Genomic DNA, 25,565 nt, shown 5'->3' on the forward strand with positions numbered 1-25,565 from the left:
GTGTTTCAGCATAATGCCAGCCACCAGACTTAGCCGTAGACTTGGAGGTATGTTTTGCGAATACTTTGAGGCGCGAGTCTGCCGTTCGTGTCCCCTCATAAGAGAGCCTTACGACCTGCAAGTGCGAAACAAGGAACGGTCCATCCGCCGGGTTCTGGCGTCTCTCAATCGCCCCACCTCGCGCCGCACTCCCGCGCATCCCCCCGCAATAAAGTCGCGTTTCGAGTGGCTACCAACCTACCGCAGTCCGGAGACAGGTTTCCGTAATAAAGCAAAAATGGTGGTGTCGGGGTCTAAAAAGTCGATTGTCCTGGGACTGGCTCCCAACGAGAAACATCCCACCGGTATAGATTTGCAGTCTTGTCCACTGTATGCCCCGGCAATTCACGCCGCTTTCACGCCCATCAGAGCTTGGCTGCAGCGACTCGGAGCTCGTCCCTACAATATCCCCACTGCGAAGGGCGAGGTGAAATATGTGCTGGTCAGTGCTAATCCTGCGGGCGACTTGATGGTGCGCCTGGTGCTGCGTTCCAAAGCTGCCTTGCATCGAGTTGAACACACTTGGTCCGAACTACAAGCGGAGCTGCCTAATCTGCGCGTGTTTTCGGTAAACATTCAGCCGGAACATACCACGGTTATTGAAGGTCGTGAGGAAATCATCCTCTCTTCTGAGAGGTATATACCCATGCCCGGTATTGGCACAGATTTATGGCTAGCACCAGGAGCGTTCTTTCAAACAAATACCGCAGCTTCTCAAGCCCTGTATGCACAAGCTGCCACTTGGGCGCGGGAACTCCAACCGGAAACCGCTTGGGATTTGTATTGCGGAGTGGGCGGATTTGCCTTTGCCCTGAGTTCCGCCGGGGTTGCGCAGGTGACGGGCGTGGAAGTCGTGGGACCCGCTATTGACGGCGCGAAACATGCCGTTACCGAACTAGCGAGTGCGACGGCAACTGTTCCGGTAGAACCAAGCAATAAAAATGACGGCACTCCCAATACCCCCAGCGCAGCTCCCCGTCCACATTTCATCACTGCCGATGCAACTAAGTGGGCAGTTAACCAAACACTGATGCCACCAGATTTGGTAGTGGTGAACCCGCCACGGCGAGGTCTGGGACCTGATTTATCGTCCTGGCTGGAACGCTCCGGCATCCCGCACCTCATCTATTCCTCCTGTTTCCCCGAGACGCTGGTGGAGGACCTGCGGCGGATGCGTTCCTACCAAATTAGGGCAGCCAAGCTGGTAGACATGTTCCCACACACTTCACATGTTGAGTGTGTAGTATTGATGTCAAAGATTTTTAGTAGAGCGACAAATTAGAATTTATGGAGGAGAAAATGGTGGATGAATTAAGAAAAGAAATTGCAATTCAGCAGAAAAAAGGATTAGCATTTATCATGGCATCGGTGATTATATGGCTTCTGATAGTACTTGTGTCAAGTTTAGATATCAATATGGATATGAAAAATTTATTGGTATTTTGCTGTTCATGCCCATTATTACCGCTGGCTTGGCTCATTGGTAAACTTATAAAGGTGGATATCTTTTCAAAACAAAATCCACTTGGACAATTAGGCTTCATTTTCACCTTAAATCAAATGATTTATTTATTAATCGTTATGTGGGTGTTTAGTGCGGTTCCAGAAAAGATGATTATGGTATACGCTATGGTGTTTGGAGCACATTTATTTCCCTATTCATGGTTGTATCAATCAAAGGGATATACAATTGCTGCAATTTCCATTCCGATGATTTCCTTGATTTTAGGATGTGCATTAAACGGCACAACGGTTGCTGTTGCGGCATGTATTATTGAGATAGTATTTGCTTGTGTATTACATATGGAATTAAAGAAAATGGGAGATAACTACAACAAATCCCAGGTTGTAGAGCTTAGTAAGGATCAAGTTTCTATAAAATAGAAGTCTAAATCTAAATAAGTTATATGTAAATAATTAAGGCGGTAGTAATACCGTCTTTTTTGATGCCTAAAAAGGTTTCAGAGTTCAAAGCTAAGGTTTCAGGATTCCTACAAATAGTTTCAGAGTTCAAAGCAATAGTTTCAGGGTTCACGGCTAAGGTTTCATTGTATCCAACATGTGATGAAACTATATACGCAAACTGCCAACGAGATTGATGAGCTTAAAGTTAAGAAACAGCAGCTTCTTATAGAAAAAGCAGGTCAAGAAGATGCTAAAAGACGAATCAGAGAAATGGAAGATTTTCTGAAAAGTGAGAGTCATGATATTAGTGAGTATGACGAGAAGCTGGTAAGAAAGTACATCAAGAAAATAAAAGTTTACGAGGACAGGTTTAGCATAACTTTTAAATCAGAGATTAGTGTGGATGTTCAAAGGGCATCGTAAAAGCCAAAAGAATGTGATCGTTTGAAATGTTACAAAAGTCAGCCTAGGGGAGAATCCTCTCTAGGCTGTTTTTATGCTCAAAAATTAAGCTATTAAGCCAATCTTAAACCCCTGTAACGATTTCCTTTTCCTATCGTTAAAAAGTGAACCCAATATCCATAGTGCGCACTCAAAAAAGTGTAGCTATACTTGGAGTTCTCTCAATCCATGTAGAGTGTGTCGTTTTGATGTCAAGGGCTGACTAGATGGGTCGGTCCACGCTACCCCTCCGTGAGGTGCACGAATCCGGTTCAGACAAATTTTGGTGGTGACAAATCCGTTATATGCTAGTAAAATTTCTGAAGCTGGAGATTCGCCCACAAAGGAGGCAATAAAATGGCGAATAGCAGGAAGTTCGTAGCAGTGACGAGAGATGTTAGCCTAACTGTGAAGAGAGCTGATTCATTCAATATTAGTTATGTTAACTGCAAAAAAGGCAACTTTAAAATCGAAGAAGATCAAAATGCTATAAGACTTATTCAAATAGAAAAAATATCACCTTTTTACTGGTTACAGTGGCTAACTAAAGGCAGTCCTGAAGTCATCGTTACATTGCCAGAAAATATCGATATCTGCGAGATTGAAGCTGAATCAAATCAAGCCATAATAACAGATATCAAGACTGACAAGATTTATGTAGAGGTACAAAATGGCAAGGTAGAAGCAAGAAATGTTCAGGCTAACGATATCTTTCTAAAATGCCTTAATGGTTCTGCGGTGGCTAAAAATGTAGAAGTAGCCCACGTATGCACGGTTGAGACAATCAATGGCGCGAGCGTTTTAGAAGGATTAATTGCCAAAGACGTCGGTCTGGAAGTAGCCTGCGAGAATGGCATTACTGAAATTTCTGATAAGAATAAAGCCAATCTTGGTTATGAATCAGACGAATGCGCTCACTATGTCGTACATTGCCTTAATGGAAAAGCTGTTGTGAAGTAATACGCATAGGGCGTTTTTATATCTAACACCAACACCAGTTTCAAAAAAAACAGACCATTGATAACTACTGCAAGTTGGATGCTGAGATGACAAGCTAATCCGCGTTCTATGATGCGACTATTTAATCCACAGCACCCTGTTACTCAATAGAATGCAGATGTGCTCGAGGTGCTTGCAATATACGTAAGGCGCCTGGCATTGCTTTCACGAAATGCCACACTTAAATAAGTTTTCTCCTAACAGGTAGACATCCAAACCGTCACAAGGCAAAGTTAGCAATTAATGGAAGTACTACGTATGTTGTTTACAGAAGCAGTCGTATTATGTGCGGTATTTTTTATGCTCTGCTTTTTAGGAACCGGAACTGACGCCAAAAACTTAAAGAATTACAGTTCTTATCCTGATGAGGCACAGATTAGAATTCGCGCTATCCCGGAATACCAAAACCAATTCAAGACAAAGGGTCAAATCGCAACCTTTATAACGAATTTCCTTCTCTTTCTGGTCATACTATTCTTTTTCGGGATATTTATCCGCCAGGGCAGCTTTACACAAAATTTCCTCTCAATGTTGTTCCTCGGACAAACCTTGAACGTTTTCGACCTCATTGTGATTGATCTGCTCTGGTGGCGGCACACCCCTCGAATTCGGCTCTCCAAGGTACCACAACCTGATCTCTATCAAAATCCTCGAAAGCACCTCTACGCTTTCATCAAGGCTTTTATCATGTTCCTTTCCATAGCCCTGATTGACGGATACCTGCTGACGCTGTTTTGACGCCACCTCCTGAACACAAGACCGGTCCGAGGCTTACCACCACGGTTTTCCCGCCCCACGGGACTTGTGCACCGCCCCTCATGTCGGCTTTCGTCGGCAATATCACGGAAACTGTATTCGCGCTCTGACTATCGTTTACATTACCCCACACCTTGCTGTCTCAGGGTTGCACCCACAAAGCTTAAATTCTTTACAAAATTAACCCAAAATTATCCCAATTATTCCTGTTATCTACAGTTTTGCGTTATGTTAAAGGGGTGAATAATCCGGAGCTAACTCCTGCAACGAGAGGACCACGCAGGTGGCCACGTTCTTTGACACCCGGTATCTTTCACGCCAAGACGGAGACAATTGCTCCCCTGGAGTTCCCTGTTACCAAATGGAAATTTGCCCTTCTGCTGACCCAAGTCGGCATTTATGCTTGTTTATTTGCTCCCATTCAGCTTCTCATCGGCATGCAGGCCTCGATGATAACGCGCGATTACAAAGAGATGGTGCTTTCCGTTGTCACCGGTTGCGGCGCATTCATGGCAATGTTCGCGACCCCCATTTTTGGAGCTTTGTCTGACCGGACTTATTCAAAATACGGACGCCGGGCACCTTGGGTCCTAGGCGGAGTATTATTTGGAATTTTCGCGATGATGGGGCTGACTCTGTCTTGGTCTCCTTGGGCTTTGGCTGGATCTTGGGTTTTGGTTCAGGGCGCGTTAAACGCGTCGTTCATCGCAATCAACGCCATTCCGAACGATTCGGTCAGGGTTGAGTACCGTGGCGAAATGGGTGGCTGGTTGGGCGCCGGTCAGAATTTAGGCGCTTTGCTGGGAGTAGGTTTAGCTACCTTATGCACGAGCTTGGTCGATGGCTACCAGGGAATCGTGGTGGCGTACGTCATTCTCGCTTTGTTGCTGACCGTCTGTGTGGCTCCCTACCTGTTGAAATCTAATGACCGTTTCCTCGGCGCCCGTCGAGACCCCATCACCGTCACACAATTTTTCCGGCGCTTCTGGATTCCTCCGCACAAATACCCGGATTTCATCTGGACTTGGCTGTCTCGTCTCTTTATGTTCACCGCTTTCATGACCATAGCGCTTTACCTGCTGTATTACCTTGAAGATGTGCTGCATTACCCGAATCCAGCCACGGGTGTCCTGATTTTGTCCACGATTTACGCGGTGCTGACCATGATTACGTCTTTCATCATTGGTTTCGTTGCGGACTACTTGATGAAATACCGCCGGCTCATCTTCATTTCTTCGGTCATCATGGGCATTGGTAGCCTGATTCTCGCGTTCTTACAAACTTGGACCTGGACAATTTTCGCTGCGGTGTTTATTGGGATTGGTCACGGTATTTTCATTGCGGTGAGCTTTGCAATTACCACCCGAGTCCTGCCGCCTACCGATGATTCCGGTCGTGACCTTGGTGTCTTTAACATGTCCGCGACCTTCCCACAGGTACTGTCCCCCATCTTCGGAGTGCCGGTGATTGTCCTCATCGCCAGCTATTCCATGGGTTACACGGTTTTGTTTGGCGCTATGACCGTGATGTTCCTCATCGGCGGGCTGATGATATATAAAGTGAAATCTGTAGAATAATCGAGATTTCGGAGTAACCTCGGGCGGAATAACTGCCAGAATGGAGGGAAATGATGCCGTCACAAGTTATGGTGGACAGTTTTGGGGTCCCGTTACTTCCTCTCGCTGGAGATGACGAAGGGTCAAGCAAGCCCGTTGCGAGAATTCCTCAACTTGGTTTTGGCACCTATAAAATAGCTCCCGAAAATGCCCAAGAAATCGTAGAAAATGCGCTAGAAGTAGGGTACCGACACATTGATACCGCCCAAATGTATGGCAATGAATCGGAAGTTGGCGCTGCGCTTCAGGCATCGGGAATTCCGCGCAGTCAGGTTTTCTTAACCACTAAATTGAACAATCCCAATCACGAGCCGGATATTGCCCGCCGGGCTTTCACGGAGTCATTGCAGCGTTTACAAACTGATTACGTGGATTTGTTCTTGATTCACTGGCCGATGCCCGAGGCTTACGGTGGGGATTATCCCGGTTTGTGGCGAGTGTTGCAGGAGTTCGTGGCAGAGGGTCGAGCTCGTCATGTGGGGGTGTCCAATTTCGAGGTCTCACATTTGCAGCGATTGCTGAACGAGACAGGGATTTTTCCGCAGGTCAACCAGGTCGAAGCGCATCCGTGGTTTGCCAATAACGCAGTGCGTGATTTCACCAAAGCAAATGGAGGAGTTATTGAGGCTTGGTCTCCCCTGGCACGGGGACGATTCTTTGACACGCCAGCATTGCTCGAAACTGCCAAACGCTTGGGACGGACTCCTGCGCAAGTGGTGCTGCGCTGGGCTATAGAACGTGGGGATGTGGTTATCCCGAAGTCGAATCACGCTGAGAGGATGCGAGAGAACTTCGCGGTGTTAGAGTTTGAACTCGATGCGCCCGCGCGAGCAACCCTCGACAGTTTGAATCGAGGCGAGTCGGGTCGCACCGGTTCCCATCCTGACCGCGTGAACGGTGCGAAATAAACGTTTCTATGACCTCTGGATGATATATCACCAGCACGTTGCGGTAATCAGTCCCGCGGCTCCCGATACTTGTGAATCTGCCCCTCACCAGTGATACCGTCAATGGCGTAAACCGAGAGCCAACCGTCCTTTTCCACGCCAGATTCGAGGTCAATTACCCCTGGGTTTACAAAGTTTTCCCGGCTTTCATTGCGGTGCCCGTGCAGTTGAACGATTTCAGAATCCCCCATTTCGGGGAAATTCTTAAACTCGTAGCGCCGCCGATAGGTATTGGCTCGGGTTCCGACCCCAAAGATAAAGTAATCATCGGGTAAATCGCAGTAGCCCTGACGGCGAATTTCCCGAATAGTTTCGGGATATACCCCACCGTGGGATACAAAGTATTCACGCGCCCCCTGGCGTTTTTCAAATCCGGATTGCGTTCCCGGCTCATCGGATCTGAGTGGTTTAGCGACTGTCCCTCCCACGCGGAAGTCATAGAACGGCACAGTGGAACGATACCAATCTTCGAGTTGCTGATGTGTCGCGCCAGCTGACAGCAACTGTTTCACAGATTCTTCTGTGGCGCTCTTCGTTCCTCGTCCTTTCAGTGCGTTCAAAAGGGATTTCTCGTGGTTTCCGGTAACCACTACGTTGTCTACAGAGCGCAGGATTTTCCACACTTTTCCGGCATCGGGACCGCGATCAAACAGGTCGCCCACGAAAACCCATTTGGTATCTGGGGCACCAAGTTCTGCCACGGCATGTTCCAAGGCCACACCGCAGGACTGCACATCACCGACTACGCGTACCGGTCGATTGCCCAGGTCTACCTGGCAAGTTTTGAAACAATCCAGCATCTGTGCCGGGGTAATGGTCTGCGGTGGCGGAACGGAATCGAAACGATCCAAGAATGACTCAATATCGGGAATCCGGTCTCCCCCGCGTTTGAGATTACGGGATAACAATTCCTCACGGCTGACCTGAGTAAAGTCCACCGCCAAAACGTCGTAACCGTGCGAATCCGCTAGTGCTTCCCATTGGGAACGTGAGCGCGGGGAAGCATTGACTGCATCAATAATGACCGGAGAGCCTAGGAACATCAAATTATCGGCTTGTTCCTGCACGATGCGACGAGTCAAACGCTGCAAATGCTCGCCGGCGATTAATACCTTTTCTCCATCGAGAGCGGGGACATAACGGGAAAACATGCGACGCACTTCATCAGCATTGACGGAAAATTCATCTAACTTATTTTCCTGCACAAACGTAGTCTTACCGGCTCCCTGCGGACCATACAGTATAAAAAGTTTGCGCATTCCTCTGCCACTTTCGCGTGTTTTCGCCTCTTTCTCTCGGGATTTTAGGAAGATTACCAGAATTACTGTGACCTGGTATCCACCTAGATGAGGCTCCTCTTACTTTTCATTCCTATCAGATTATCAGTGCTTTTTACAAACAATTGACTTCAAGACATTTTGGAATACGACCGAAAATAGCCGTGAATCGCTCGCTGTCGGTAGCGCCTGTCCCCGTACCCGTCTCAGTATTATTTCAGTCTTGTTGCCGCGCTACACAAAGTAACCTGAGAGACAAAATGCCACGGGAAAATGCATCGTAAATAAGTTGAAGGGCGATAATCAAGCAGATTACCGCCCTTCGCTATGAAATTTTGCAAAGAAATCCCTAAGCGTGCTTGCTTACGTTGATTTCAAATTCCGCACCCGTGCTGGGTTTGATTTCCACGCTACAAGCGAGAGTCTCGCCAGCGATGAGTGACTCGTGAGTCTTGACCCACGCAACTTTTTCTGCCGGTACTCCCAGTTTCAGGTCAATCCGGTCAGCCACGTCCAGCCCCGCGTTCTTGCGAGCATCCTGCACCGCACGAATCGCGTCGCGCGCATAGCCTTCTGCCTCCAGTTCCTCGGTCACTTCCGTATCCAGCACCACGAACGTACCGCTGTCCAGAACATCGGCAACGGTACCTGGCTCGGCAGCAACCTTCGTCACTAACCCGAACTGTTCACCTGTGAGATGCACCGGCTGCCCGTCGAGTTCCACCTTGTCAAACGCTACCGTGTCACCATCCAAGTGCCACTGACCGGACTTTTGCGCCTGGAACAGCGCAGAAGTCAGTTTGCGTACCTCAGGCGCAAAAGCCTTGGGGTTGAGAGTCAGTTCTTGTGTCGACTGCAATCCGGACTCGGCGACGCTGAGTACCTCCACAGACTTCACATTTACCTCGGAGGCAATGAGCGATGTGTAGTCACGCAGCGTTTCCGGATTTGCGGCGACCACTTGAAGCCGGTTCAGCGGTAAACGTACCCGCAGGTTAGCTCCCTTACGCAGAGCATGAGCAGCGGAAACGACATCACGGACCTCGTTCATGGAGTCTACGAGTGAGGCATCGTGCACAGAGTCATCCCAATTCGGGTAATCGGTCAGATGCACCGAGCGCTCTCCGGTCAACCCTCGCCAGATTTCTTCAGCTATCAAAGGTAACAGCGGAGCCATCGCCCGCATCAGAGCTTCTAACACGGTATAGAGCACGTCAAATGCGGCTGGGTCTTCATCCCAAAAACGCTGGCGAGAAATGCGAATATACCAGTTATTCAATACTTCGGTGAATTGGCGTACGTGTTCGCAGGCCTCTGGGATGTGGAAATTATCCAACTCCGTTCGCAAATCATGGAATAGCTGCCGGGCAGCGGACAGCAGGTAGCGGTCCATCATCGGCAGCGCGTTCACACGCGCCGCATCGAACACGTCCACGAGCTTTGCCTCGTAGCCAGCGCCCTTCTGACAGGTACCGGCATAGAGAGTAAAGAAGTAATAAGCATTCCACACCGGCAAAATCGTTTGCCGCACCGTGTCACGGATGCCCTTATCGGTCACAATCAGGTTGCCTCCGCTGACCACCGGGGAACTCATCAGGAACCAGCGCATCGCATCGGCACCATACTTGTCAAAGACTTCGTTAACATCCGGGTAGTTGCGCAGAGATTTACTCATCTTGCGCCCGTCATCACCCAGGACGATACCGTGGGAGATGCAGTTTAAGAACGCCGGTCGATCAAACAGCGCGGTAGCCAGGACGTGCAAGGTATAGAACCAGCCACGGGTTTGACCGATGTATTCCACAATGAAATCACCGGGGTAATGCGTTTCAAACCAATCCCGATTTTCAAATGGATAGTGAACCTGAGCGTAAGGCATGGAGCCAGATTCAAACCAGCAGTCCAGCACCTCCGGGACGCGGCGCATCATGGATTTTCCGCTAGGGTCATCGGGGTTAGGACGAGTCAGCTCATCAATGAACGGGCGGTGGAGGTTCTCGATTTTGACTCCAAAATCACGTTCCAACTCTTCAAAAGAGCCATAAACGTCAATTCGCGGATAGGCAGGATTATCTGATTTCCATACTGGAATCGGGGACCCCCAGAAACGGTTACGTGAGATTGACCAGTCTCGCGCTCCTGCCAGCCAGTTACCAAAGATACCATTCTTGGTATGTTCCGGTGTCCAAGTGATTTGCTGGTTCAATTCCACCATCCGGTCACGAAACTCCGTAACTCGCACGAACCACGACGATACGGCTTTATAGATTAGTGGTTTGCGGCAGCGCCAGCAGTGCGGATAGGAGTGCTCGTAAGAGGCGGCTTTCACCAGGTAGGGACGCTGCCGCGCGTCACGAGTCGCTACCGGTCCGGTTTGGTCACGTAGATCCGCGATAATGTAGCGGTTTGCCTCAAAAACGTTCTTTCCCGCATAATCTGCGACTTCCGCGGTGAGGACACCATCACCGTCTACCGGCATGACCACCCCGATTTGATTCAAGGCACAAACGTTCATGTCGTCCTCGCCAAAGGCTGGGGCGAGGTGCACCAACCCGGTACCGTCCTCGGTAGACACAAAGTCGGCGCCGATGATGGTCCAGGCATTTGAACCGGGTCCCACGTGTCCCGGCTGGTCTGCGGTGCCATCAGCGATAGCGGCAGCTTTGGCATCTTCAAAGTAGTCAAAAATGGGATAGTACACCTTGCCAATCAATTCGGAGCCTTTAAAAGGCGCGGATACCCGCGGGTTTTCCCCAAGTTCCTTTTCGTAGGCTCCCAAGCGAGCCTGGGCGAGGATTACAGTTTGTCCCTGCAGATCCCCTTGAGTCGGCGTGACCCGCACATAGTCGATGTCCTCCCCGACGGCAACCGCCAAGTTACTGGGCAGCGTCCACGGTGTCGTGGTCCAAATCAGCACCATCTCGTCTGTGTCGCGCAGGCGCAGCCCCACAGTAACGGTCTGGTCGGTGCGGTTTTGATAGATGTCGTCGTCCATCTTAAGTTCGTGGTTCGACAGTGGTGTCCCGTCGTGCCAGCAATAAGGCAGCACTTTAAAGCCTTCATAGATGAGACCCTTGTCGTACAGGGTCTTGAACGCCCAAATGACTGACTCCATAAAGGTGGGGTCGAGGGTCTTGTAGTCGTTTCCAAAGTCGACCCAGCGCGCTTGACGCGTCACGTATTCTTCCCACTCTTTGGTATATTTCAGTACGGAATCGCGACATGCCTGGTTGAAGGCTTCAATGCCCATCCCTCCCGGACCTTCGATTTGTTCCTTGTCCTCGATGCCCAGAATGCGTTCCGCCTCCAGTTCGGCAGGCAGTCCGTGCGTGTCCCATCCGAAGCGACGCTCCACGCGGCGACCCCGCATAGTCTGGTAACGCCCCACGATGTCTTTCACATAGCCGGTCAAGAGGTGTCCGTAGTGTGGCAAGCCATTAGCAAAGGGCGGTCCATCATAAAATACGAACTCGTTACTGCCATCCTGCCCGGCTTCACGGGACTCTACTGAAGCCTGGAACGTATGGTCCTCAGCCCAAAAAGCCAGGGTTTCGGTTTCTTGTATGGGAAAATTCGGGCTGGCGTCTAGGGAAGTATCCCGGTGTTTGGGGTAAAACCCGCGTTTTTTCTCGCTCATCTTCGTCCTTATCGCGAATCGTTCATTCACGAGGACGCCTCCGACACTTTGTCGGTGGACGCGGTACCACCTCGCTTGCGCACGTGGTGCTGTCGTAGTCTGGGCGCCGACCTATCCGGTGCGGTCAAACTATGCAGGCGACCAAGTGAGCCGCTCAAGACAGCTGTGACGGGCCTACCCGTCGGAGTCTAGTGAGTCGCATACTCGGCACGCGACCGTTCTTTCCGAAGCTCCCCGGCGATACCCGAACTCAATGACCCCGGACCGGTTCAACGCGGATTCCACTCTATCCAGTTTTTTCTCTGGACTCAAACAAGGTGACCTTTTGTCTGAGTTTCAGAAAGACCAACGGTTAGGACGGATTCTCTCCCTGTGGGGTGTAGCTCAAAATGTCTCCCGGCTGGCACTCCAAAACTTGGCAGATTTTATCCAAGGTGGAAAAGCGGATTGCCTTGGCGTGACCATTTTTCAATATCGAAATATTCGCCGCGGTAATGTCTACAGCCTGCGCAAAGTCCTGAACCGACATACCCCGCTGGGCCAGCAACACCGACAGATTTACCGTAATCACTTAGATGACCTCCGCTAATTCTGCGGCATCGTCCAGCGCGGCTTGAAAAATACTCCTAGCCAGGCTGACCAGGGAGAACAGCCCCACTCCCAAAACTATTCCGCCGAGGAATAAAAGTGGCGGCTCCGGTCTGGTTGCCGGTGCAAAAATGCTCATATGCCCACCGGTTAGCGCGACGATACCGGGACCGATAGCAACCATGAGACGCACTAAATTGATCCATTTCATGGTTTTAGCACTAAAAAAAGCTCCCTTGCTAACTGCCCTTACCAGCATAATCAACGCCACAATCAGTACCTGCACGCAAATGAGCGCCGCAACGGCTGCCAGCGCGTAGGGTACAACTAGGTGTCGAACCTCGGGGAACTCCTCTCCTGTTTCCCATGCCGCATATGCGCAAAACAACTGGAGCAACAACACCCCTGGAAGAGCTGCAATCAAGGCGATTTGTGACAGAATTACGTAAATTTGAGAAAACTTCATATATCGATTATCGATACTTATATATCGTTTGTCAATAGGTATTACTGCACGAACTGGTACGTAGCCACGCCCGGTTGTACCTCTGGAACAATTCACTCACCGACCAAAGACCCATAAAACCTGTAAAAACGCTACAGTTTAGAGTGAACATCCTGCCAGAAAAACATCTGGGCACTTCAGATTGAAGCCCAACTAGCATCTACCAGGGGGACGTATGAAAGCCGAGGAATTGTGGGATCAGGCTCGGGCAGTGGCTCTGGAGCTGCCCGGTGCTGAGCCGTGGGTGTATTCCCCGCAGTGGGAGGCTGTAAAAGTTTGCGGGAAGTGGTTCGTGGTGATGGTGGAGGTCCACGACACTCCGGTCGTGAACTTGGCCGTATTGCCAGAGGACGGCCTGGCGCTAACCCAGCGCTACGCGGAAATCACCCCCGGCTGGCACATGAACAAAGACCGCTGGATCAGCGTGCATCCCGGCGGGGAAGTCGACCTGGACCTGTTGAAAGAACTGGTCGAGGAATCTTACCTTAACGTGGTATCACGGCTGCCGAAACTGGTACGGCAAAAACTAGCGCGCCACTCCAATATCCATCAACCCCGCAGATGACGCAACGCCGATTCTGGATTTGCCAGCAGGTCCTCCGGTTTCCCCTGTTCCACGATGTGCCCTAAATCGAGCACTGCCACCCAATCAGCTTGGGCGATTTGATCCAGGTTGTGCGTAATCTCTAAAACGGTTGGACGCGGCACCATAGCGCGCAGATTATCATTGATGCCCGAAGCTAGAGACGGCGGCAAATGCGCAGTGTGCTCGTCCAAGATAAGGACCTGAGATTGACGCAGCAGGGCACGAGCCAGAGAAAGCCGCTGCCGCTGCCCCCCACTGAGGTCGGTTCCCTGCGAAGCCACTCGATGCTGCAGTCCTCCCGACATCGCTTTCACTTCCTCATCCAACCCTGCCATCGCCAAAGCCCACCAGAGCTGCTGGTCACTGGCTTGCGGACGGGACAAACGCAAGTTTTCGGCAATAGTCATATCGAAAATTGTTGATTCAGCGTTGACTAAAGATACAGCGTCGCGCAGGGACGCCAGTCGATAATCTCGCAAACTGCGCCCTTCTAAGCGGACCGTTCCCGTATCGGGATCATAAAACCGCAACAGCAGCCGAGCCAGGGTCGACTTGCCACTGCCCGTTGCCCCCACCAGGGCGGTCCACGAACTGGGTGCTAGTTTTAGGCTCACCTGTGCAATAGTCCCCGGCGTCGGGTTAGTCTGCGAAATCGTGTGGGTGGATTCAGGATAGCGGAAGCTAACATTGCTAAATTCCACTGCTACAGGGGTGGTTTGCGGCACGTCTTCCGTCCCCTCGCAAAGTTCCAGCCCGGCATGAGTCAGCTGGTAGACGCGCCGTGCTGCGGCGAGGGAGGTATTCAGTTCGGTACCGAAATCCACCACCGCGTTAAACCCATCCCAGCAACGCAAAACGGCAAAAATGATTGCTATCCAGGCTGCCATTCCCAGCGCCTCCGCCTGATAGAGTGGCGCGCCCACCGCCAGCAGAATTAGCACGGCAGCCATTCGCCACGCTGAGAGGAAAGCCCCTCGAAAAGCGGACTTGCTAGCTTCTTGCAGACTAGCTTGGACCAGCGCTTCACCCAACTTGTCGCTGCCGGTCAGACGGGCGTTGCACAAGCCGTATCCGACGACTTCCGCCAAGCCTCCCAACGAGTCGGTAACATCGACAGCAACGCGTCCTCGAGCAGCAAGTTTTTTGCGTGCTGCCAAATGCCCAGAATATATACCGAGCCAGGGTATCAATAGTCCCACTATGAGAATTCCTGCCACAGTTACACCTATTTGCCAAGGTGCTACCGCAAAAGTCGCCACGGTAACAATGCTGGGAATCAGGAAAGCGGTCAGCGCTGGAGCAAACGTGTGCGCAAAGAAAACCTCTATACGATCTATATCTTTCGTGAGACGCGACAAGAGATCCCCGCTGTGATTATCGGTCACGATAGCGGGAGCTTGGGGGAAAATGGCTCGATACGCCTGAGCCCGCAAGAGTTCCAAGGCTTTAAACGCAACCAGGTGCCCCCAGTATTGTTCCAGATAGCGTGCCAAACCTTTCAAAAGCGCGGTTCCAGTCATTATCGTCACTAACCCACCCACGTTAGCAAAGGAACTGTGGATGCAACCGCAATCCAGATAACTCTTCACCAGGTTAACCAGCAGCACTGCAGGTACGGCAAAGAGCACGATACCCAGAATTTGATCGACTAACCTAGCCATGGCGGACCCCGCGAGGGGACCCAGCACGGAGCGAGTTGAGGACAGTAACCAGCGGATGATTGACCGCACCTCCACCACCGTTTTCGCAGAACCGCCTGCGGAGGAGGGTGTGTTATCGCTCTGGTATGAGAGAGCAGGTGCCGTGTTTGTTGAGCCAGAAGCGTGTTCCACAGGTTTCACCGAACCACCAGCTTTCCGTGCTCGACCTGCAAAACGCGGTCTGCCAACGCAGTCAGCGCTCCGCGGTGCGACACCATGATAAGCGTATAGTTTCGTCCCAAGGCATTGAGGGCATCCAAAATTTTCCTCTCAGAATTCAAGTCAACTTGAGAAGTCGCTTCATCCAGCAACAAAATTTTTCGACCACTCCCGATGGCTCGCGCCAAGCTGAGACGCTGTTTTTGTCCGCTCGATAGCCCCACTCCGTTCTCACCCAGAGGAGTATCCAGTCCTCGGGGCATCTGTTTAATTTCGTCGTCAAGATGAGCTAACCGCAGAGCATCCCATAACTCGGTATCAGAAGCCTCCGGGGCTGACATCTGGAGGTTTTCCCTCACGGTTCCGGTAAATAGCCAGGTGCTTTGGCTGACCAAAGCCGAGCACTGCGCTAAGTCGGTGTCTGTCCCGGAGATCATCACCCTCCCCTCACTCGGGGTCAAGAACCCTTTCATTACATTCAAGAGGGTGGTTTTTCCCTGTCCGGAATCGCCCACAATCGCCACGCGCTCACCCTGAGACACGCTGAGGTTGACTCCTTGCAAGACTTCGCGGCTCCCGTATCGCACCTTGACATTTTCCAGATAAACCGCGGGAATCTCAGTCTTCTCCGCCACAAGCTCATCATCTGGGATTCCCGCATCGGTGGGACGCGCCGTGCTGACGTTCCCACAGTGAGCAGCCGATTGGTTAGCGTGTGAGTTGAGGAATCCTGAAATGGCGCGACCGGCTGCCCGCCCGCTCATCGCTACATAGAAAAACGCCCCGAAGTGGTCAATCGGTTCCAGCAGCAGCATTGCCAATCCCAGCGCGGTAACGGATTTACCCAGAGACAGCCCCCCCAGGGACACCAAGTACATTGACAAGGCAGCTACAGACGTGATGACAAACAGTGAAAACACCGTATCCAGGACAAAAATAATGACTTGATTGGACCGCAGTAGACCCATAGTCGCACGTCGATTATCTTCGCCCACTGTCTCCAGCTCATCGCCCATGCGACCTGCCGCCCCCAGCAGCTGCAGAGTCGTCAGTCCCTGCAATACTTCCAGGTAGTTTGCCGCTAATGCCGCTCGCGCCCGCGCGGATTTCGCCGAAGAACGCCGAAAGAGCTTTCGAAAAAGCCAGACCGTCCCTACTGCTAACGGCAGGCACAGTGCCAGTGCGAGCGCCAGAAAGGGATGGACCAAAAACCCCATTGCCACCACTATCAACACTGGCGCGCTAAAGGAACCTTGTACCTCAGGCAGGAATCCTTGACGATACCGGGTAAACTTTTCCGCTGACTCGGTTGCCAACGCCACGATTTTCCCGGTGCTGTCCTGGTTCATCCGCGCGGGTCCAGAGCGAAATGCTTCGCGCAACAGAACACGTCGCACGTGATTTTCTTCACGTATTTGAGAGCGGGCCGCGCACCGTGAGAGCGAAAAATTCGCCCCAAAGACCAGGGCAATCCCCGCAATTGCCAGCGCCCACGAAAGGGCTGGTGCAGACGACCACTCGGGGTGGAGGTAATTGTCGAGAATGTCTCCTGCTGCGACGACCACCGTAATCATGCCGAGGGTCATGAGCCAAAACAGTCCCAAGATTCCACGATTAGCGCGGCGTCCATCGGCAGTTTGCAACGCGGCAAACTGGACTTTACCCGGTTTTTTCGGAACTACATGGGGGGCGTTCAATAGCTGGTAACCACTTCGACTCGTTGGAGTTCTTTGACGTCGGTATAACCCGTCGTTGCCATGGTCCGACGCAGGGCACCCATCATATTGAGGGTTCCTTCGGCATTATCAGCAGGACCGAACATAACCTGTTCCAGAGTGCCGACGGTGCCGACTTTGACCCGAGAACCGCGTGGCAATGTGGAGTGATGTGCCTCACTACCCCAATGCCAGCCGTGACCGGGCGCCTCAGAAGCCCTAGCCAGAGCGCTTCCCAGCATTACGGCATCCGCTCCGCAAGCGATGGCTTTTACCACGTCTCCCGCAAAACCAATGCCACCATCGGCGATAACATGCACATATCTGCCACCGGATTCATCCAAGAAATCCCGGCGCGCCGCTGCCACATCCGCTACGGCCGTCGCCATCGGCACATGTATCCCCATGGTACGACGGGTCGTAGACGCGGCTCCTCCCCCAAATCCCACCAGCACCCCGGCAGCTCCGGTGCGCATCAGGTGCAGCGCTCCAGTATAGGTAGCGACGCCTCCCACTATGATTGGAATGTCTACCTGATGCACAAATTGCTTCAGGTTTAGCGGCTCTATCTGGGAGGACACGTGATCAGCGGATACGGTAGAACCGCGCACCACAAACAAATCCAATGCTGAATCTGCCACTTGCTCCCATAGTTTTTGGGTGCCTGCCGGACTCATAGCCCCTGCCACAATGACATCAGCAGCTTTGATTTCCTCTAACCTGGCACGCATCAGCTCCGGTTTAACCGGCTCAGTGTAGATTTCCTGCAACTTGGCGGTGGCTTTGGCTCCGACTTCGTCAAGCTCTGCCAGCTCTTCGTACAAGGGTAGGGGGTCATCATATCGAGTCCACAGTCCCTCCAGGTCCATGACTCCGACTCCGCCCATTTTCCCCAAGGCGATAGCATTTTGAGGGCTCATCACCGAATCCATCGGCGCGCCCATGACCGGAACCTGCATGTAATAAGCGTCAAATTGCCAGGCTAGAGACACGTCACGAGGATCTCTGGTACGGCGCGAGGGCACCACCGCGATTTCATCAAAAGAATAGGCTCGACGCCCTCGCTTGCCACGTCCAATCTGAACTTCTTCATTCATAGATTCAGCCTACCAAAATGCACCCCAGCTGGAGCGGCTGGCAGGTCCGGGAGTCAGGTCCCGGTACCCTATCGCGGTAAGCATGCCCGCCCCAACTGGCTTAGAGTCTGGTGTTTAAAGTCCTGATACGCATCCTCACCGGCGATAATAGCCTGACGGATGCTATCTACCAAGTGAACGGTGTAATACTCGTTGTGAATGGTCAGCAGGGTCGAAGCCAGCATTTCCTTGGCTTTCAGCAGGTGATGCAGATAGGCGCGCGTGTAGTTTGTGCAGGTGTAGCAGCCACACCCCTCTTGGAGCGGGCTGAAGTCCTCGCGAAAAGCGGCTCGCGCCATATTAGTCCTGCCTGTGGGCAGATACGCCGCTCCGGTACGCGCCACGCGAGACGGAGATACGCAGTCGAAAGTGTCGGCTCCGTTTTCGATGCCGGCAAAGAAATCTTCCGGTTCTGAAATCCCCAACAGGTGGCGCGGACGGTCTTCGGGCAGCTCCTGGCACACCCAGGAACCAATCAAGCCGAGATTTTCCTTTTCCAGGGCACCTCCGATACCAAACCCGTCAAAGTGGCGACCCGAAATTTCCATCTTCCCGAGGTCATGCGCGGCTTTCCGGCGTAAATCCTCCCATTGGGCTCCTTGAATTACTCCGAAAAGCATCTGATAAGGCTTGTCGGCACGTTCTACGGTGAGCCGCTCGTGTTCTGCCAGGCAGCGTTCCGCCCATCGCCGCGTGCGTTCCAGGGAAATCACCTGGTAGTCGTAGGAATGCAACAGGGATGTCAACTCATCGAAAGCGAAAATAATATCGGCACCCAGGTGGTGCTGAATCTGCATAGAGATTTCGGGTGTGAACCGATGTTTGGTTCCATCCAGGTGCGAACGAAAATTCACGCCGTCATCATCGACCCGCGCCAGACCGGGATGTGCCTGGCGTTTATCGGGAGGAGCTAGCTCGGCGGATTCTTCCGCCTGCTCCAAAAGTTTGCGTTTATCCCCGGAGCGCTCATGGTTGCCGTGTTCGCGCGAAGCAGTACGTTCTCGAGATGAGGCGGCGAATTCTTGACTGAGGACCTTCTTGTATCCCGCCCCCAGGCTGAGGACTTGGAATCCCCCTGAATCAGTGAATGTGGGACCATCCCAATGCATAAAAGCTGCCAGCCCCCCGGCTTTATCGACCAATTCCGGTCCCGGCTGCAAATACAGATGGTAGGCGTTTGCCAGTACTGCCGACGCACCAAGCTCGCGAATCATCTCTGGAATCAGCGCCTTCACAGTCGCTTTTGTACCAACAGGTACAAAAGCTGGGGTGGGAATATCGCCGTGGGGAGTGTGGATAACCCCGGCTCGCCCCAATTGCCCCAGACGAGCCACAACCTCAAAGTTTTCACTCATTCAAACATCATCCCAGGTTAGAAACATTTAGTCGAAACAGTTTCTGTACTGATTGGTCAATTATTTGTCACCAGAGGGCGCTCTGCGAGAGTTTCTGTATCAATCGGTACATAATTTTTCTCGCCTCGCTTCACCAATCCGATGACCTGAATACTAATTGGCGACATGACAATCTCCAAAGCACATTTGTACACGTAGCCAGTCAGCACATAGTTGAGGAATTCCGGACCTGAAATCAAACCGGCAAAAGCTATGGTGCAAAATGCCACGGTATCTACCAATTCACCGACCAAGGTAGAAGCAATCATACGAACCCAGAGAAAACGCTCCCCCGTGTGACCTTTGATCCGTACCAAGACCAGAGCATTTAGCAACTGCCCCAGTACATACCCCACCAGGGAAGCTGCCACGATACGCGGGACGAACCCAAAAACCTGAGAAAAAGCGGGAGTAATGAAGTCCCCACTGGCGGGCGGTGCTTTAGCGACCAGGAAAAACAGTCCAGAAGCCAAGATAGAAATCCCGAATCCAGTCAGCACCGCTCGACGCGCCCCGCGGAATCCATAAACCTCCGAAAGAATATCTCCCAAGATGTAAGTGAAGGGGAACATGACCGCTCCCCCATCAAAAATCAACCCCAGGGGTCCCCCGATGAGTTTGGTGGCGGAGATATTAGAAATTAGCAGCAGCGCGACAAACAAGGTCATGAAAATATCAAAAAAACGTCCCTTGCCCATAGCCACGAAGTTGACCACTGGGCGCGAGGTCGATGGCACAGAGCTTTCGACCGATTTCACCGTTCATTCTCCCTTACTATTAATCTGACGTAGCAACCGGCAACGTTAAAACTGTGGCCAGCGCAGTGACACCGGGCGGAAATCCGGTTTCCGCGCCGACATAAACTCGTTAAAACTCCGCGCCCATTGACTATGCCCCTCTGCCTGGAACTGCATCATCTCCCCCGGACCCATTTCCAGTAACTCCGGAAATCGCTCAGACATGGCACCGAGCAAATCCAGAGTCGCAGAGACATCGGCTTGTGCATTATGGAAGTCCTCACGCAGCGGCAAATCGTAAGCGGTGCAGACGGATGCCAAATTACGCTTCCCCTTCCGATAACGATCCAGAATTCGGTCTAAAACTAGCGGATCAACGATTGGTCCAACTGATCCTTCCAGGCGCTGACGCAAAGTTGGCAAATTGTGACGCGCCAACTCCGCCTCCAGAATCGCGAAATCAAAGGTAACGTTGAAACCCACTACGGGCACTCCCCGGCGCATTGTTTCCTCGATGATACCGGCGACTTCCTCGAGACCAACCCGCGGGTCGACCCCGTTAGCTTGCAAGTATTCATCAGTCAGACCGTTAACCCGACCAGCAGCAGGAGGCATCGGAACGCCGGGATTGATAATCCAATAACGCGGCGAATCCGTACCGTTTATCCTGCGTATCAGCGACACCGTGGCGATACGGTCACGCGACGTAAAGACACCCGTCGTCTCCGTGTCAAAGCCCAAGACCTCCTGATTAAGCCAGGGAGTATTCAGCTGGTTCACTTCATTCATAACCAAAGTCTCTCACACACCCTGCAGGCGAAAATCTTTGGACTCAGTGACGCTGATAGTTCGGGGCTTCCACAGTGACTTCAACATCGTGAGGATGAGATTCCTTTAAGCCTGCCTGAGTGATGCGCACGAAACGCCCCTGGTGACGCAGCTCGTCAATGGTATGCGCCCCGGTATAGAACATAGATTGGTGCAGCCCTCCGACCAGCTGATAAATCACCGAACCGAGAGTGCCTTGATAGGGAACCTGCCCTTCGATGCCTTCGGGAACAATCTTGTCATCGCTGGTCACATCAGCCTGGAAATACCGGTCCTTTGAATAGGACTTGCGTCCCCGCGAGCTCATGGCGCCCAGCGAACCCATCCCGCGATAGTGTTTCCACTGCTTTCCGTTCATAAACACCAGTTCACCTGGGGATTCCTCACAGCCTGCCAACAGGGAACCCAGCATTACCGTATGAGCACCAGCAACTAGGGCTTTAGCAATATCGCCGGAGTACTGCAAACCACCGTCGGCGATAAGCGGTACATCCGCACGGGCACACGCTTCTGCAGCCATCATGATGGCAGTAATCTGAGGCACGCCCACCCCCGCTACCACACGAGTGGTACAGATTGACCCCGGACCAACACCGACCTTCACGCCGTCGACGCCCGCATCAATCAGGGCTTGTGCCCCCTCCCTGGTGGCGACGTTACCGCCCACTACTTGCACCCCGGAGAAACCAGAGTCGGTCTTGATTCGCGAAATCATCTCTAAAGCCAGCTTTGCCCCGCCATTAGCGGTATCCACAATCAGGGCATCCACGCCTGCCTCCGCCAAGGCTTCAGCACGTTCCCACGCGTCGCCCCAATAGCCGATAGCGGCGCCCACCACCAAACGACCTTGAGAATCCTTAGTCGCATGGGGGAATTGCTCCGTCTTTACGAAGTCTTTGACCGTAATCAGACCGGTCAACTTGCCGTTTTCATCAATCAGAGGCAGTTTCTCAATACGATTTTCTGCCAACAGTTTCATCGCTTCTTCGCGAGAGATGCCGGTGCGTCCGGTAATCAACGGCATCGGGGTCATGCAGTCCCGGACTGTCTTGGTGCCCCACTGGGCAGTAGGCACGAAACGCAAGTCACGATTGGTGATGATACCCAGCAGCTCATAGTCATCAGTCACGACCGGCAAGCCCGACACCCGATATTTAGCGCACAGTTCGTCCAGCTGTTCAATAGTGGCATTAGGTCCGATGGTGACAGGGTCAGTCACCATGCCCGACTCGGAGCGTTTCACTTGACGCACCTGCTGGGCTTGGCTCTCGATAGAGAGATTACGGTGCAAAATCCCGATGCCCCCCTGGCGCGCCATAGCGATTGCCATCCGTGATTCAGTGACGGTGTCCATAGCGGCAGAAATCAGCGGGATATGAAGTTTGATTTCTTTGGAAAAGCGCGTAGAGGTATCCACTTCGGCGGGAATCACATCAGTGACCTCTGGCAACAACAGCACATCATCGTAGGTCAAACCGGTCAAAAACCGCGGTTCGACGCCATTTTCAAGGTCTCGCAAGGGATTCGTGATTTCGCTCATATGCCTTCCTTAAATGCCTGGGAATAATTCTTTCGACGTTGATGCTTATTCTAACGCTCTCGCGCTAGCGGTGCTGACGGGGTGAGAAGCACAGTTTATGTGGACTTGTCAGGAAGTCACAAGCACGGGATCACAAGTTTGGTTCACTACTACTGAAGGACGGTGCGGTGAGCCTAAATCGTCCTGTGGTAGGACGCAGGATTGCCAGCACACCACCTAGTCTTGAAGGGTAAGAGAAACCACGCGAGGGAAAGGAAGAAAATGAGTAATGTAACGTATCTCCCCGCTCCGACTATTGAATCTTGGGAATGGCAAGACGAAGCTGCCTGCAAGGATTTAGGGACGGCGGCTTTCTTCCATCCTGACGGTGAACGTGGTGGCACTCGGCGGCGTCGCGCTGCGCAGGCTAAAGCAATTTGCGCGACTTGCCCGGTATTGGAACAGTGCCGCAATTACGCTTTGAACGCACATGAACCTTATGGAATTTGGGGCGGCATGACCGAAGAAGAACGCGCCGCTTATTGGAAGGAACGGGAGGCTAAATCCGCATAGACCTGTAGAACCCGGCGGGGGTGAACCCGCCACTAGAAATTGCATTTGTTTTGGGGGCTGAGCCACTGGCTCAGTCCCCAAAATGTATATATAAACTTAAACCGAATCGCCTGCCCGACCCGCCAAAACACTATTTTCGGACGCGCCGGATTGTGGCGAAAAATCCAGTTCACTCGCTAACCCACGTCACCGCGCAGACGCACGGACAGGCAGGTCACGCAACCTTCGAGCTTCTCGTACTCGCCGATGTCTACCGCGACCACTTCGTAACCCATGCTCTCAAAGAGTTCCTTGGACTTGGGAGCGGCGGCGGACATCAGAATCTTGTTATCCTCGAGCAAAACGACGTGCGAACCGGGTTCTTCGGGAACTTCCATGAACTTGTCCCACACGGTCGGGTCGTCCACCAGCGGTTTGTAGCCGACTACAGTGCCGTCGTACAAGGCGGTGACACCGCTCTTGAGGTGGAGCACCTTAGTCATTTCCACGGGGATGACTTCCGCGTTGAATTCCTTCAAGTACTCGGCAAGCTGGCGCACCCCTTCTTCGTTGGTGCGGCCACCGGGCGTTTGTCCGACCCAGACTTTACCGTCAAACTTCAGGATGTCTCCCCCGTCCACGGTGCCGGGTTCCTTAATGTAAACCACGCGGTATCCGGCATCCCGAACCGCTTTTTCGACTCCCGCAACTTCAGCGCGGCGCTCCGGAGCTCCGGAGCGAGTGATGATGGCGAGATCTCCATAGACAAAAACAGGATCCTCAATGAATACCGAATCGGGGCAATCAGGAGCGGGCTCGACCTCGACGGTTTCCCACCCATTATCATTGAGTGCCTTGACGTAGCCTTCCCACTGGCGCAAACCCAGATCATAAGAGACAGCAGATTTTTCAATGTGTGTCACAATCCCATCAGCCATTTTGGGGCTGGGGCGACGAACTAATGCTAATTTCCTAGTCATAGTTTCCAGCGTAGTGGTGGACCGAAAACCCGTCAAGGGATCGGCGTACTTTATGTATTTTGAGCGCGAAAATAGGTTGTTGGTATGAATGATGGAGTGGTTTCTATGGGTGCGCGTGTTGAGGTCACGAAGCGGTTACGCCAGGCGTATCGCGGGGCTTCTAAAAAGGAAAAGGGCAGGGTGCTGGATAGTTTTTGTGAGTCTACGGGATTGTCCAGAGCTACCGCGAGGAGGTATTTGACCAGTGATGTCACTGGAAATCCTGGCGTGGTCAGGATTGATTACCGTAAGGTCAGGGCGACAAAGTATTCAACGGTAGCGAAGAGGATACTACAACGGGTTTGGGTGCTATCAGGATGCCAATGCGGTAAATATTTGGCAGTATCGATGCGTGTTTAGCTTGATTCTCTTGAAACGCATGAGGAACTGGTGATAGGAAGAGCCGGGTATAGCCAGAAAATACGTGACGAGTTACTGGGAATGTCTGCTTCTACGATAGACCGGTATCTCAAAGAAGCCCGCCAATCTCTAGAGCTGAGGGGTATTTCGAGTACGAAACCAGGAGCATTGTTACGTAACTCGATAAAAATCAGGAAAGCCGGGGACGAGATTGCTGACGAGCCAGGATTTTTCGAGATGTACACGGTGGCGCATTGCGGGCCGAGTCTCAAGGGAGAGCTCGTCCGTACCCTGACGTTAACCGACGTGAACACGGGCTGGATACATTTAGAAGCCCTGCAGAATAACGCCCGGGTGCATATGCTCAAAGCTCTAGACTCTGCGATAGAAACCATCCCGTACCAGGTCCAGGGCCTGGACTGTGATAACGGTAGCGAGTTCATTAACCGGGAAGTCATTAACTGGGCATCTAGCCTGGACGTATTCTTCACACGCTCGCGCCCTTACAAGAAGAACGACCAGGCACATGTGGAATCTAAAAACAACCATGTAGTGCGTAAATACGGCTTCCACTACCGTTATGACACACCCAAAGAATTGAAAGTCCTGCGCAAGCTATGGAAAACAGTGTGCTTACGTATGAACCTGTTCACTCCTACCAGGAAACCCATAGGCTGGAACCAAGACAGTGTAGGCAGACGTAAACGCGTCTACGACACACCAGCCACACCCCTAGACCGTTTACTAGCCTCCGGGATACTCTCAAGGACACAAATCAAAGAACTACAACAGTTACGCGATTCCACGAATCCTGCCGAGCTAACCCGCGATATCCTACGCTACCAAGCCATACTCACCGACCTAGCCAGAACCCCTACCGAGGTACTCACTATCAACATGGAACAAAACCACGCTAAACATAAAGCCCTACTCACCCAAGGCATCAAAACCCGCAGCGCCTAACCCCCACTTCGCGCTCAAATTGACATGAGGCACCACGGGGATTTGCGTGCTGAGATGACTGGGCTCGCTGGGATATCGGTGGAGCCCTCATATTTTCTATGGTTTCGGGGCCACGGCGCTGGAATGTGCCAGGAGAAGTGAGGTTATAACTTAACAGAAAAGACCGGACATACGTCCGGCCTTTTCA

Annotated in this window: 22 protein-coding genes; 10 read left to right on the forward strand and 12 right to left on the reverse strand. The window is 52.2% G+C overall.

Annotation, left to right across the window (positions count from 1 at the left end):
- The first annotated feature begins 121 nt into the window (after positions 1-121).
- The 7 genes from rlmC to HMPREF0576_RS03945 all read left to right on the forward strand — a co-directional run bounded on the left by rlmC (position 122) and on the right by HMPREF0576_RS03945 (position 6,664).
- Entirely contained in the window at positions 122-1,321 is a 1,200-nt protein-coding gene (gene rlmC, locus HMPREF0576_RS03920) for a 23S rRNA (uracil(747)-C(5))-methyltransferase RlmC (protein ID WP_245527329.1), read from the forward strand.
- Positions 1,322-1,326: 5 nt separating this feature from the next.
- Positions 1,327-1,923 (forward strand): DUF7010 family protein, encoded by a 597-nt coding sequence (locus HMPREF0576_RS03925; protein WP_004010764.1) that lies wholly within the window; start codon positions 1,327-1,329, stop codon positions 1,921-1,923.
- A gap of 180 nt (positions 1,924-2,103) precedes the next feature.
- The gene (locus HMPREF0576_RS09120; protein WP_004010766.1) at positions 2,104-2,367 is read left to right on the forward strand and encodes a hypothetical protein; all 264 of its coding nucleotides are present in this window, start codon (positions 2,104-2,106) and stop codon (positions 2,365-2,367) included.
- A 375-nt stretch (positions 2,368-2,742) separates the two neighbouring features.
- Complete coding sequence (locus tag HMPREF0576_RS03930; protein WP_004010767.1) at positions 2,743-3,345, forward strand: DUF4097 family beta strand repeat-containing protein; 603 nt, start codon at positions 2,743-2,745, stop codon at positions 3,343-3,345.
- Positions 3,346-3,642: 297 nt separating this feature from the next.
- Positions 3,643-4,122, forward strand: coding sequence for a hypothetical protein (locus HMPREF0576_RS03935; RefSeq protein WP_036324510.1), 480 nt, complete (start codon positions 3,643-3,645; stop codon positions 4,120-4,122).
- 314 nt (positions 4,123-4,436) lie between these two features.
- A complete protein-coding gene (locus HMPREF0576_RS03940) occupies positions 4,437-5,717 on the forward strand; it encodes an MFS transporter (protein ID WP_004010769.1) in 1,281 nt (426 codons plus the stop codon).
- 50 nt (positions 5,718-5,767) lie between these two features.
- A complete protein-coding gene (locus HMPREF0576_RS03945; protein ID WP_004010770.1) occupies positions 5,768-6,664 on the forward strand; it encodes an aldo/keto reductase in 897 nt (298 codons plus the stop codon).
- 47 nt (positions 6,665-6,711) lie between these two features.
- Here HMPREF0576_RS03945 and HMPREF0576_RS03950 read toward each other — a convergent pair whose 3' ends face one another.
- The 4 genes from HMPREF0576_RS03950 to HMPREF0576_RS03965 all read right to left on the reverse strand — a co-directional run bounded on the left by HMPREF0576_RS03950 (position 6,712) and on the right by HMPREF0576_RS03965 (position 12,671).
- Complete coding sequence (locus tag HMPREF0576_RS03950; protein WP_004010771.1) at positions 6,712-7,962, reverse strand: AAA family ATPase; 1,251 nt, start codon at positions 7,960-7,962, stop codon at positions 6,712-6,714.
- A gap of 367 nt (positions 7,963-8,329) precedes the next feature.
- Positions 8,330-11,617, reverse strand: coding sequence for an isoleucine--tRNA ligase (gene ileS, locus HMPREF0576_RS03955; RefSeq protein WP_036324225.1), 3,288 nt, complete (start codon positions 11,615-11,617; stop codon positions 8,330-8,332).
- Positions 11,618-11,969: 352 nt separating this feature from the next.
- Positions 11,970-12,188, reverse strand: a complete 219-nt coding sequence (locus HMPREF0576_RS03960) for a helix-turn-helix domain-containing protein (protein ID WP_004010773.1) — start codon at positions 12,186-12,188, stop codon at positions 11,970-11,972.
- On the reverse strand, positions 12,189-12,671 hold the full coding sequence (locus HMPREF0576_RS03965) for a DUF2975 domain-containing protein (protein WP_004010774.1): 483 nt from the start codon (positions 12,669-12,671) through the stop codon (positions 12,189-12,191).
- Positions 12,672-12,885: 214 nt separating this feature from the next.
- On the opposite strand from HMPREF0576_RS03965, the gene HMPREF0576_RS03970 reads away from it, so the two are divergent.
- Positions 12,886-13,275, forward strand: coding sequence for an MmcQ/YjbR family DNA-binding protein (locus HMPREF0576_RS03970; RefSeq protein ID WP_004010775.1), 390 nt, complete (start codon positions 12,886-12,888; stop codon positions 13,273-13,275).
- Here the strand turns inward: HMPREF0576_RS03970 and HMPREF0576_RS03975 are convergent.
- The 7 genes from HMPREF0576_RS03975 to guaB all read right to left on the reverse strand — a co-directional run bounded on the left by HMPREF0576_RS03975 (position 13,260) and on the right by guaB (position 22,505).
- Entirely contained in the window at positions 13,260-15,137 is a 1,878-nt protein-coding gene (locus HMPREF0576_RS03975) for an ABC transporter ATP-binding protein (protein WP_004010776.1), read from the reverse strand. The two genes, HMPREF0576_RS03970 and HMPREF0576_RS03975, sit on opposite strands and share 16 nt — an antisense overlap.
- Positions 15,134-16,852, reverse strand: coding sequence for an ABC transporter ATP-binding protein/permease (locus tag HMPREF0576_RS03980; protein ID WP_004010777.1), 1,719 nt, complete (start codon positions 16,850-16,852; stop codon positions 15,134-15,136). The genes HMPREF0576_RS03975 and HMPREF0576_RS03980 overlap by 4 nt, the downstream gene beginning before the upstream one ends.
- Positions 16,849-17,967: a GuaB3 family IMP dehydrogenase-related protein gene (locus HMPREF0576_RS03985; protein ID WP_004010778.1), complete on the reverse strand. Its 1,119-nt coding sequence runs from the start codon at positions 17,965-17,967 to the stop codon at positions 16,849-16,851. Before HMPREF0576_RS03985 ends, HMPREF0576_RS03980 begins: the two co-directional genes overlap by 4 nt.
- A gap of 68 nt (positions 17,968-18,035) precedes the next feature.
- Entirely contained in the window at positions 18,036-19,361 is a 1,326-nt protein-coding gene (tgt, locus tag HMPREF0576_RS03990) for a tRNA guanosine(34) transglycosylase Tgt (RefSeq protein ID WP_004010779.1), read from the reverse strand.
- A 56-nt stretch (positions 19,362-19,417) separates the two neighbouring features.
- Positions 19,418-20,158 carry a queuosine precursor transporter gene (locus tag HMPREF0576_RS03995; RefSeq protein ID WP_004010780.1) on the reverse strand — a complete coding sequence of 247 codons (741 nt, stop codon included), beginning with the start codon at positions 20,156-20,158 and terminating at the stop codon, positions 19,418-19,420.
- 45 nt (positions 20,159-20,203) lie between these two features.
- On the reverse strand, positions 20,204-20,926 hold the full coding sequence (locus HMPREF0576_RS04000) for an exonuclease domain-containing protein (protein ID WP_004010781.1): 723 nt from the start codon (positions 20,924-20,926) through the stop codon (positions 20,204-20,206).
- Between the two features lie 43 nt (positions 20,927-20,969).
- Positions 20,970-22,505 (reverse strand): IMP dehydrogenase, encoded by a 1,536-nt coding sequence (guaB, locus tag HMPREF0576_RS04005; RefSeq protein WP_004010782.1) that lies wholly within the window; start codon positions 22,503-22,505, stop codon positions 20,970-20,972.
- 261 nt (positions 22,506-22,766) lie between these two features.
- Here guaB and HMPREF0576_RS04010 point away from each other — a divergent pair, with 261 nt between their 5' ends.
- Positions 22,767-23,057: a WhiB family transcriptional regulator gene (locus HMPREF0576_RS04010; RefSeq protein WP_004006969.1), complete on the forward strand. Its 291-nt coding sequence runs from the start codon at positions 22,767-22,769 to the stop codon at positions 23,055-23,057.
- Between the two features lie 176 nt (positions 23,058-23,233).
- Here the strand turns inward: HMPREF0576_RS04010 and ddaH are convergent, their stop codons facing one another.
- Complete coding sequence (gene ddaH / locus HMPREF0576_RS04015; RefSeq protein ID WP_036324229.1) at positions 23,234-24,016, reverse strand: dimethylargininase; 783 nt, start codon at positions 24,014-24,016, stop codon at positions 23,234-23,236.
- A 480-nt stretch (positions 24,017-24,496) separates the two neighbouring features.
- Between ddaH and HMPREF0576_RS04020 the strand changes: the two genes are divergently transcribed.
- Positions 24,497-25,378, forward strand: coding sequence for an integrase catalytic domain-containing protein (locus HMPREF0576_RS04020; RefSeq protein WP_211204619.1), 882 nt, complete (start codon positions 24,497-24,499; stop codon positions 25,376-25,378).
- The last annotated feature ends 187 nt before the right edge of the window (positions 25,379-25,565 follow it).

Source organism: Mobiluncus holmesii ATCC 35242 (assembly GCF_000185445.1).
Classification (GTDB): domain Bacteria; phylum Actinomycetota; class Actinomycetes; order Actinomycetales; family Actinomycetaceae; genus Mobiluncus; species Mobiluncus curtisii.

What these genes read in the sequence shown, in the direction of transcription:
- HMPREF0576_RS03925 (WP_004010764.1), top strand. Translation starts at nt 1,327, where the DNA reads ATGGAGGAGAAAATGGTGGATGAATTAAGAAAAGAAATTGCAATTCAG.
- HMPREF0576_RS09120 (WP_004010766.1), top strand. Translation starts at nt 2,104, where the DNA reads ATGAAACTATATACGCAAACTGCCAACGAGATTGATGAGCTTAAAGTT.
- HMPREF0576_RS03930 (WP_004010767.1), top strand. Translation starts at nt 2,743, where the DNA reads ATGGCGAATAGCAGGAAGTTCGTAGCAGTGACGAGAGATGTTAGCCTA.
- HMPREF0576_RS03935 (WP_036324510.1), top strand. Translation starts at nt 3,643, where the DNA reads ATGTTGTTTACAGAAGCAGTCGTATTATGTGCGGTATTTTTTATGCTC.
- HMPREF0576_RS03945 (WP_004010770.1), top strand. Translation starts at nt 5,768, where the DNA reads ATGATGCCGTCACAAGTTATGGTGGACAGTTTTGGGGTCCCGTTACTT.
- HMPREF0576_RS03950 (WP_004010771.1), bottom strand. Translation starts at nt 7,962, where the DNA reads ATGCGCAAACTTTTTATACTGTATGGTCCGCAGGGAGCCGGTAAGACT.
- ileS (WP_036324225.1), bottom strand. Translation starts at nt 11,617, where the DNA reads ATGAGCGAGAAAAAACGCGGGTTTTACCCCAAACACCGGGATACTTCC.
- HMPREF0576_RS03965 (WP_004010774.1), bottom strand. Translation starts at nt 12,671, where the DNA reads ATGAAGTTTTCTCAAATTTACGTAATTCTGTCACAAATCGCCTTGATT.
- HMPREF0576_RS03970 (WP_004010775.1), top strand. Translation starts at nt 12,886, where the DNA reads ATGAAAGCCGAGGAATTGTGGGATCAGGCTCGGGCAGTGGCTCTGGAG.
- HMPREF0576_RS03985 (WP_004010778.1), bottom strand. Translation starts at nt 17,967, where the DNA reads ATGAATGAAGAAGTTCAGATTGGACGTGGCAAGCGAGGGCGTCGAGCC.
- tgt (WP_004010779.1), bottom strand. Translation starts at nt 19,361, where the DNA reads ATGAGTGAAAACTTTGAGGTTGTGGCTCGTCTGGGGCAATTGGGGCGA.
- HMPREF0576_RS04000 (WP_004010781.1), bottom strand. Translation starts at nt 20,926, where the DNA reads ATGAATGAAGTGAACCAGCTGAATACTCCCTGGCTTAATCAGGAGGTC.
- guaB (WP_004010782.1), bottom strand. Translation starts at nt 22,505, where the DNA reads ATGAGCGAAATCACGAATCCCTTGCGAGACCTTGAAAATGGCGTCGAA.
- HMPREF0576_RS04010 (WP_004006969.1), top strand. Translation starts at nt 22,767, where the DNA reads ATGAGTAATGTAACGTATCTCCCCGCTCCGACTATTGAATCTTGGGAA.
- ddaH (WP_036324229.1), bottom strand. Translation starts at nt 24,016, where the DNA reads ATGACTAGGAAATTAGCATTAGTTCGTCGCCCCAGCCCCAAAATGGCT.
- HMPREF0576_RS04020 (WP_211204619.1), top strand. Translation starts at nt 24,497, where the DNA reads ATGTCTGCTTCTACGATAGACCGGTATCTCAAAGAAGCCCGCCAATCT.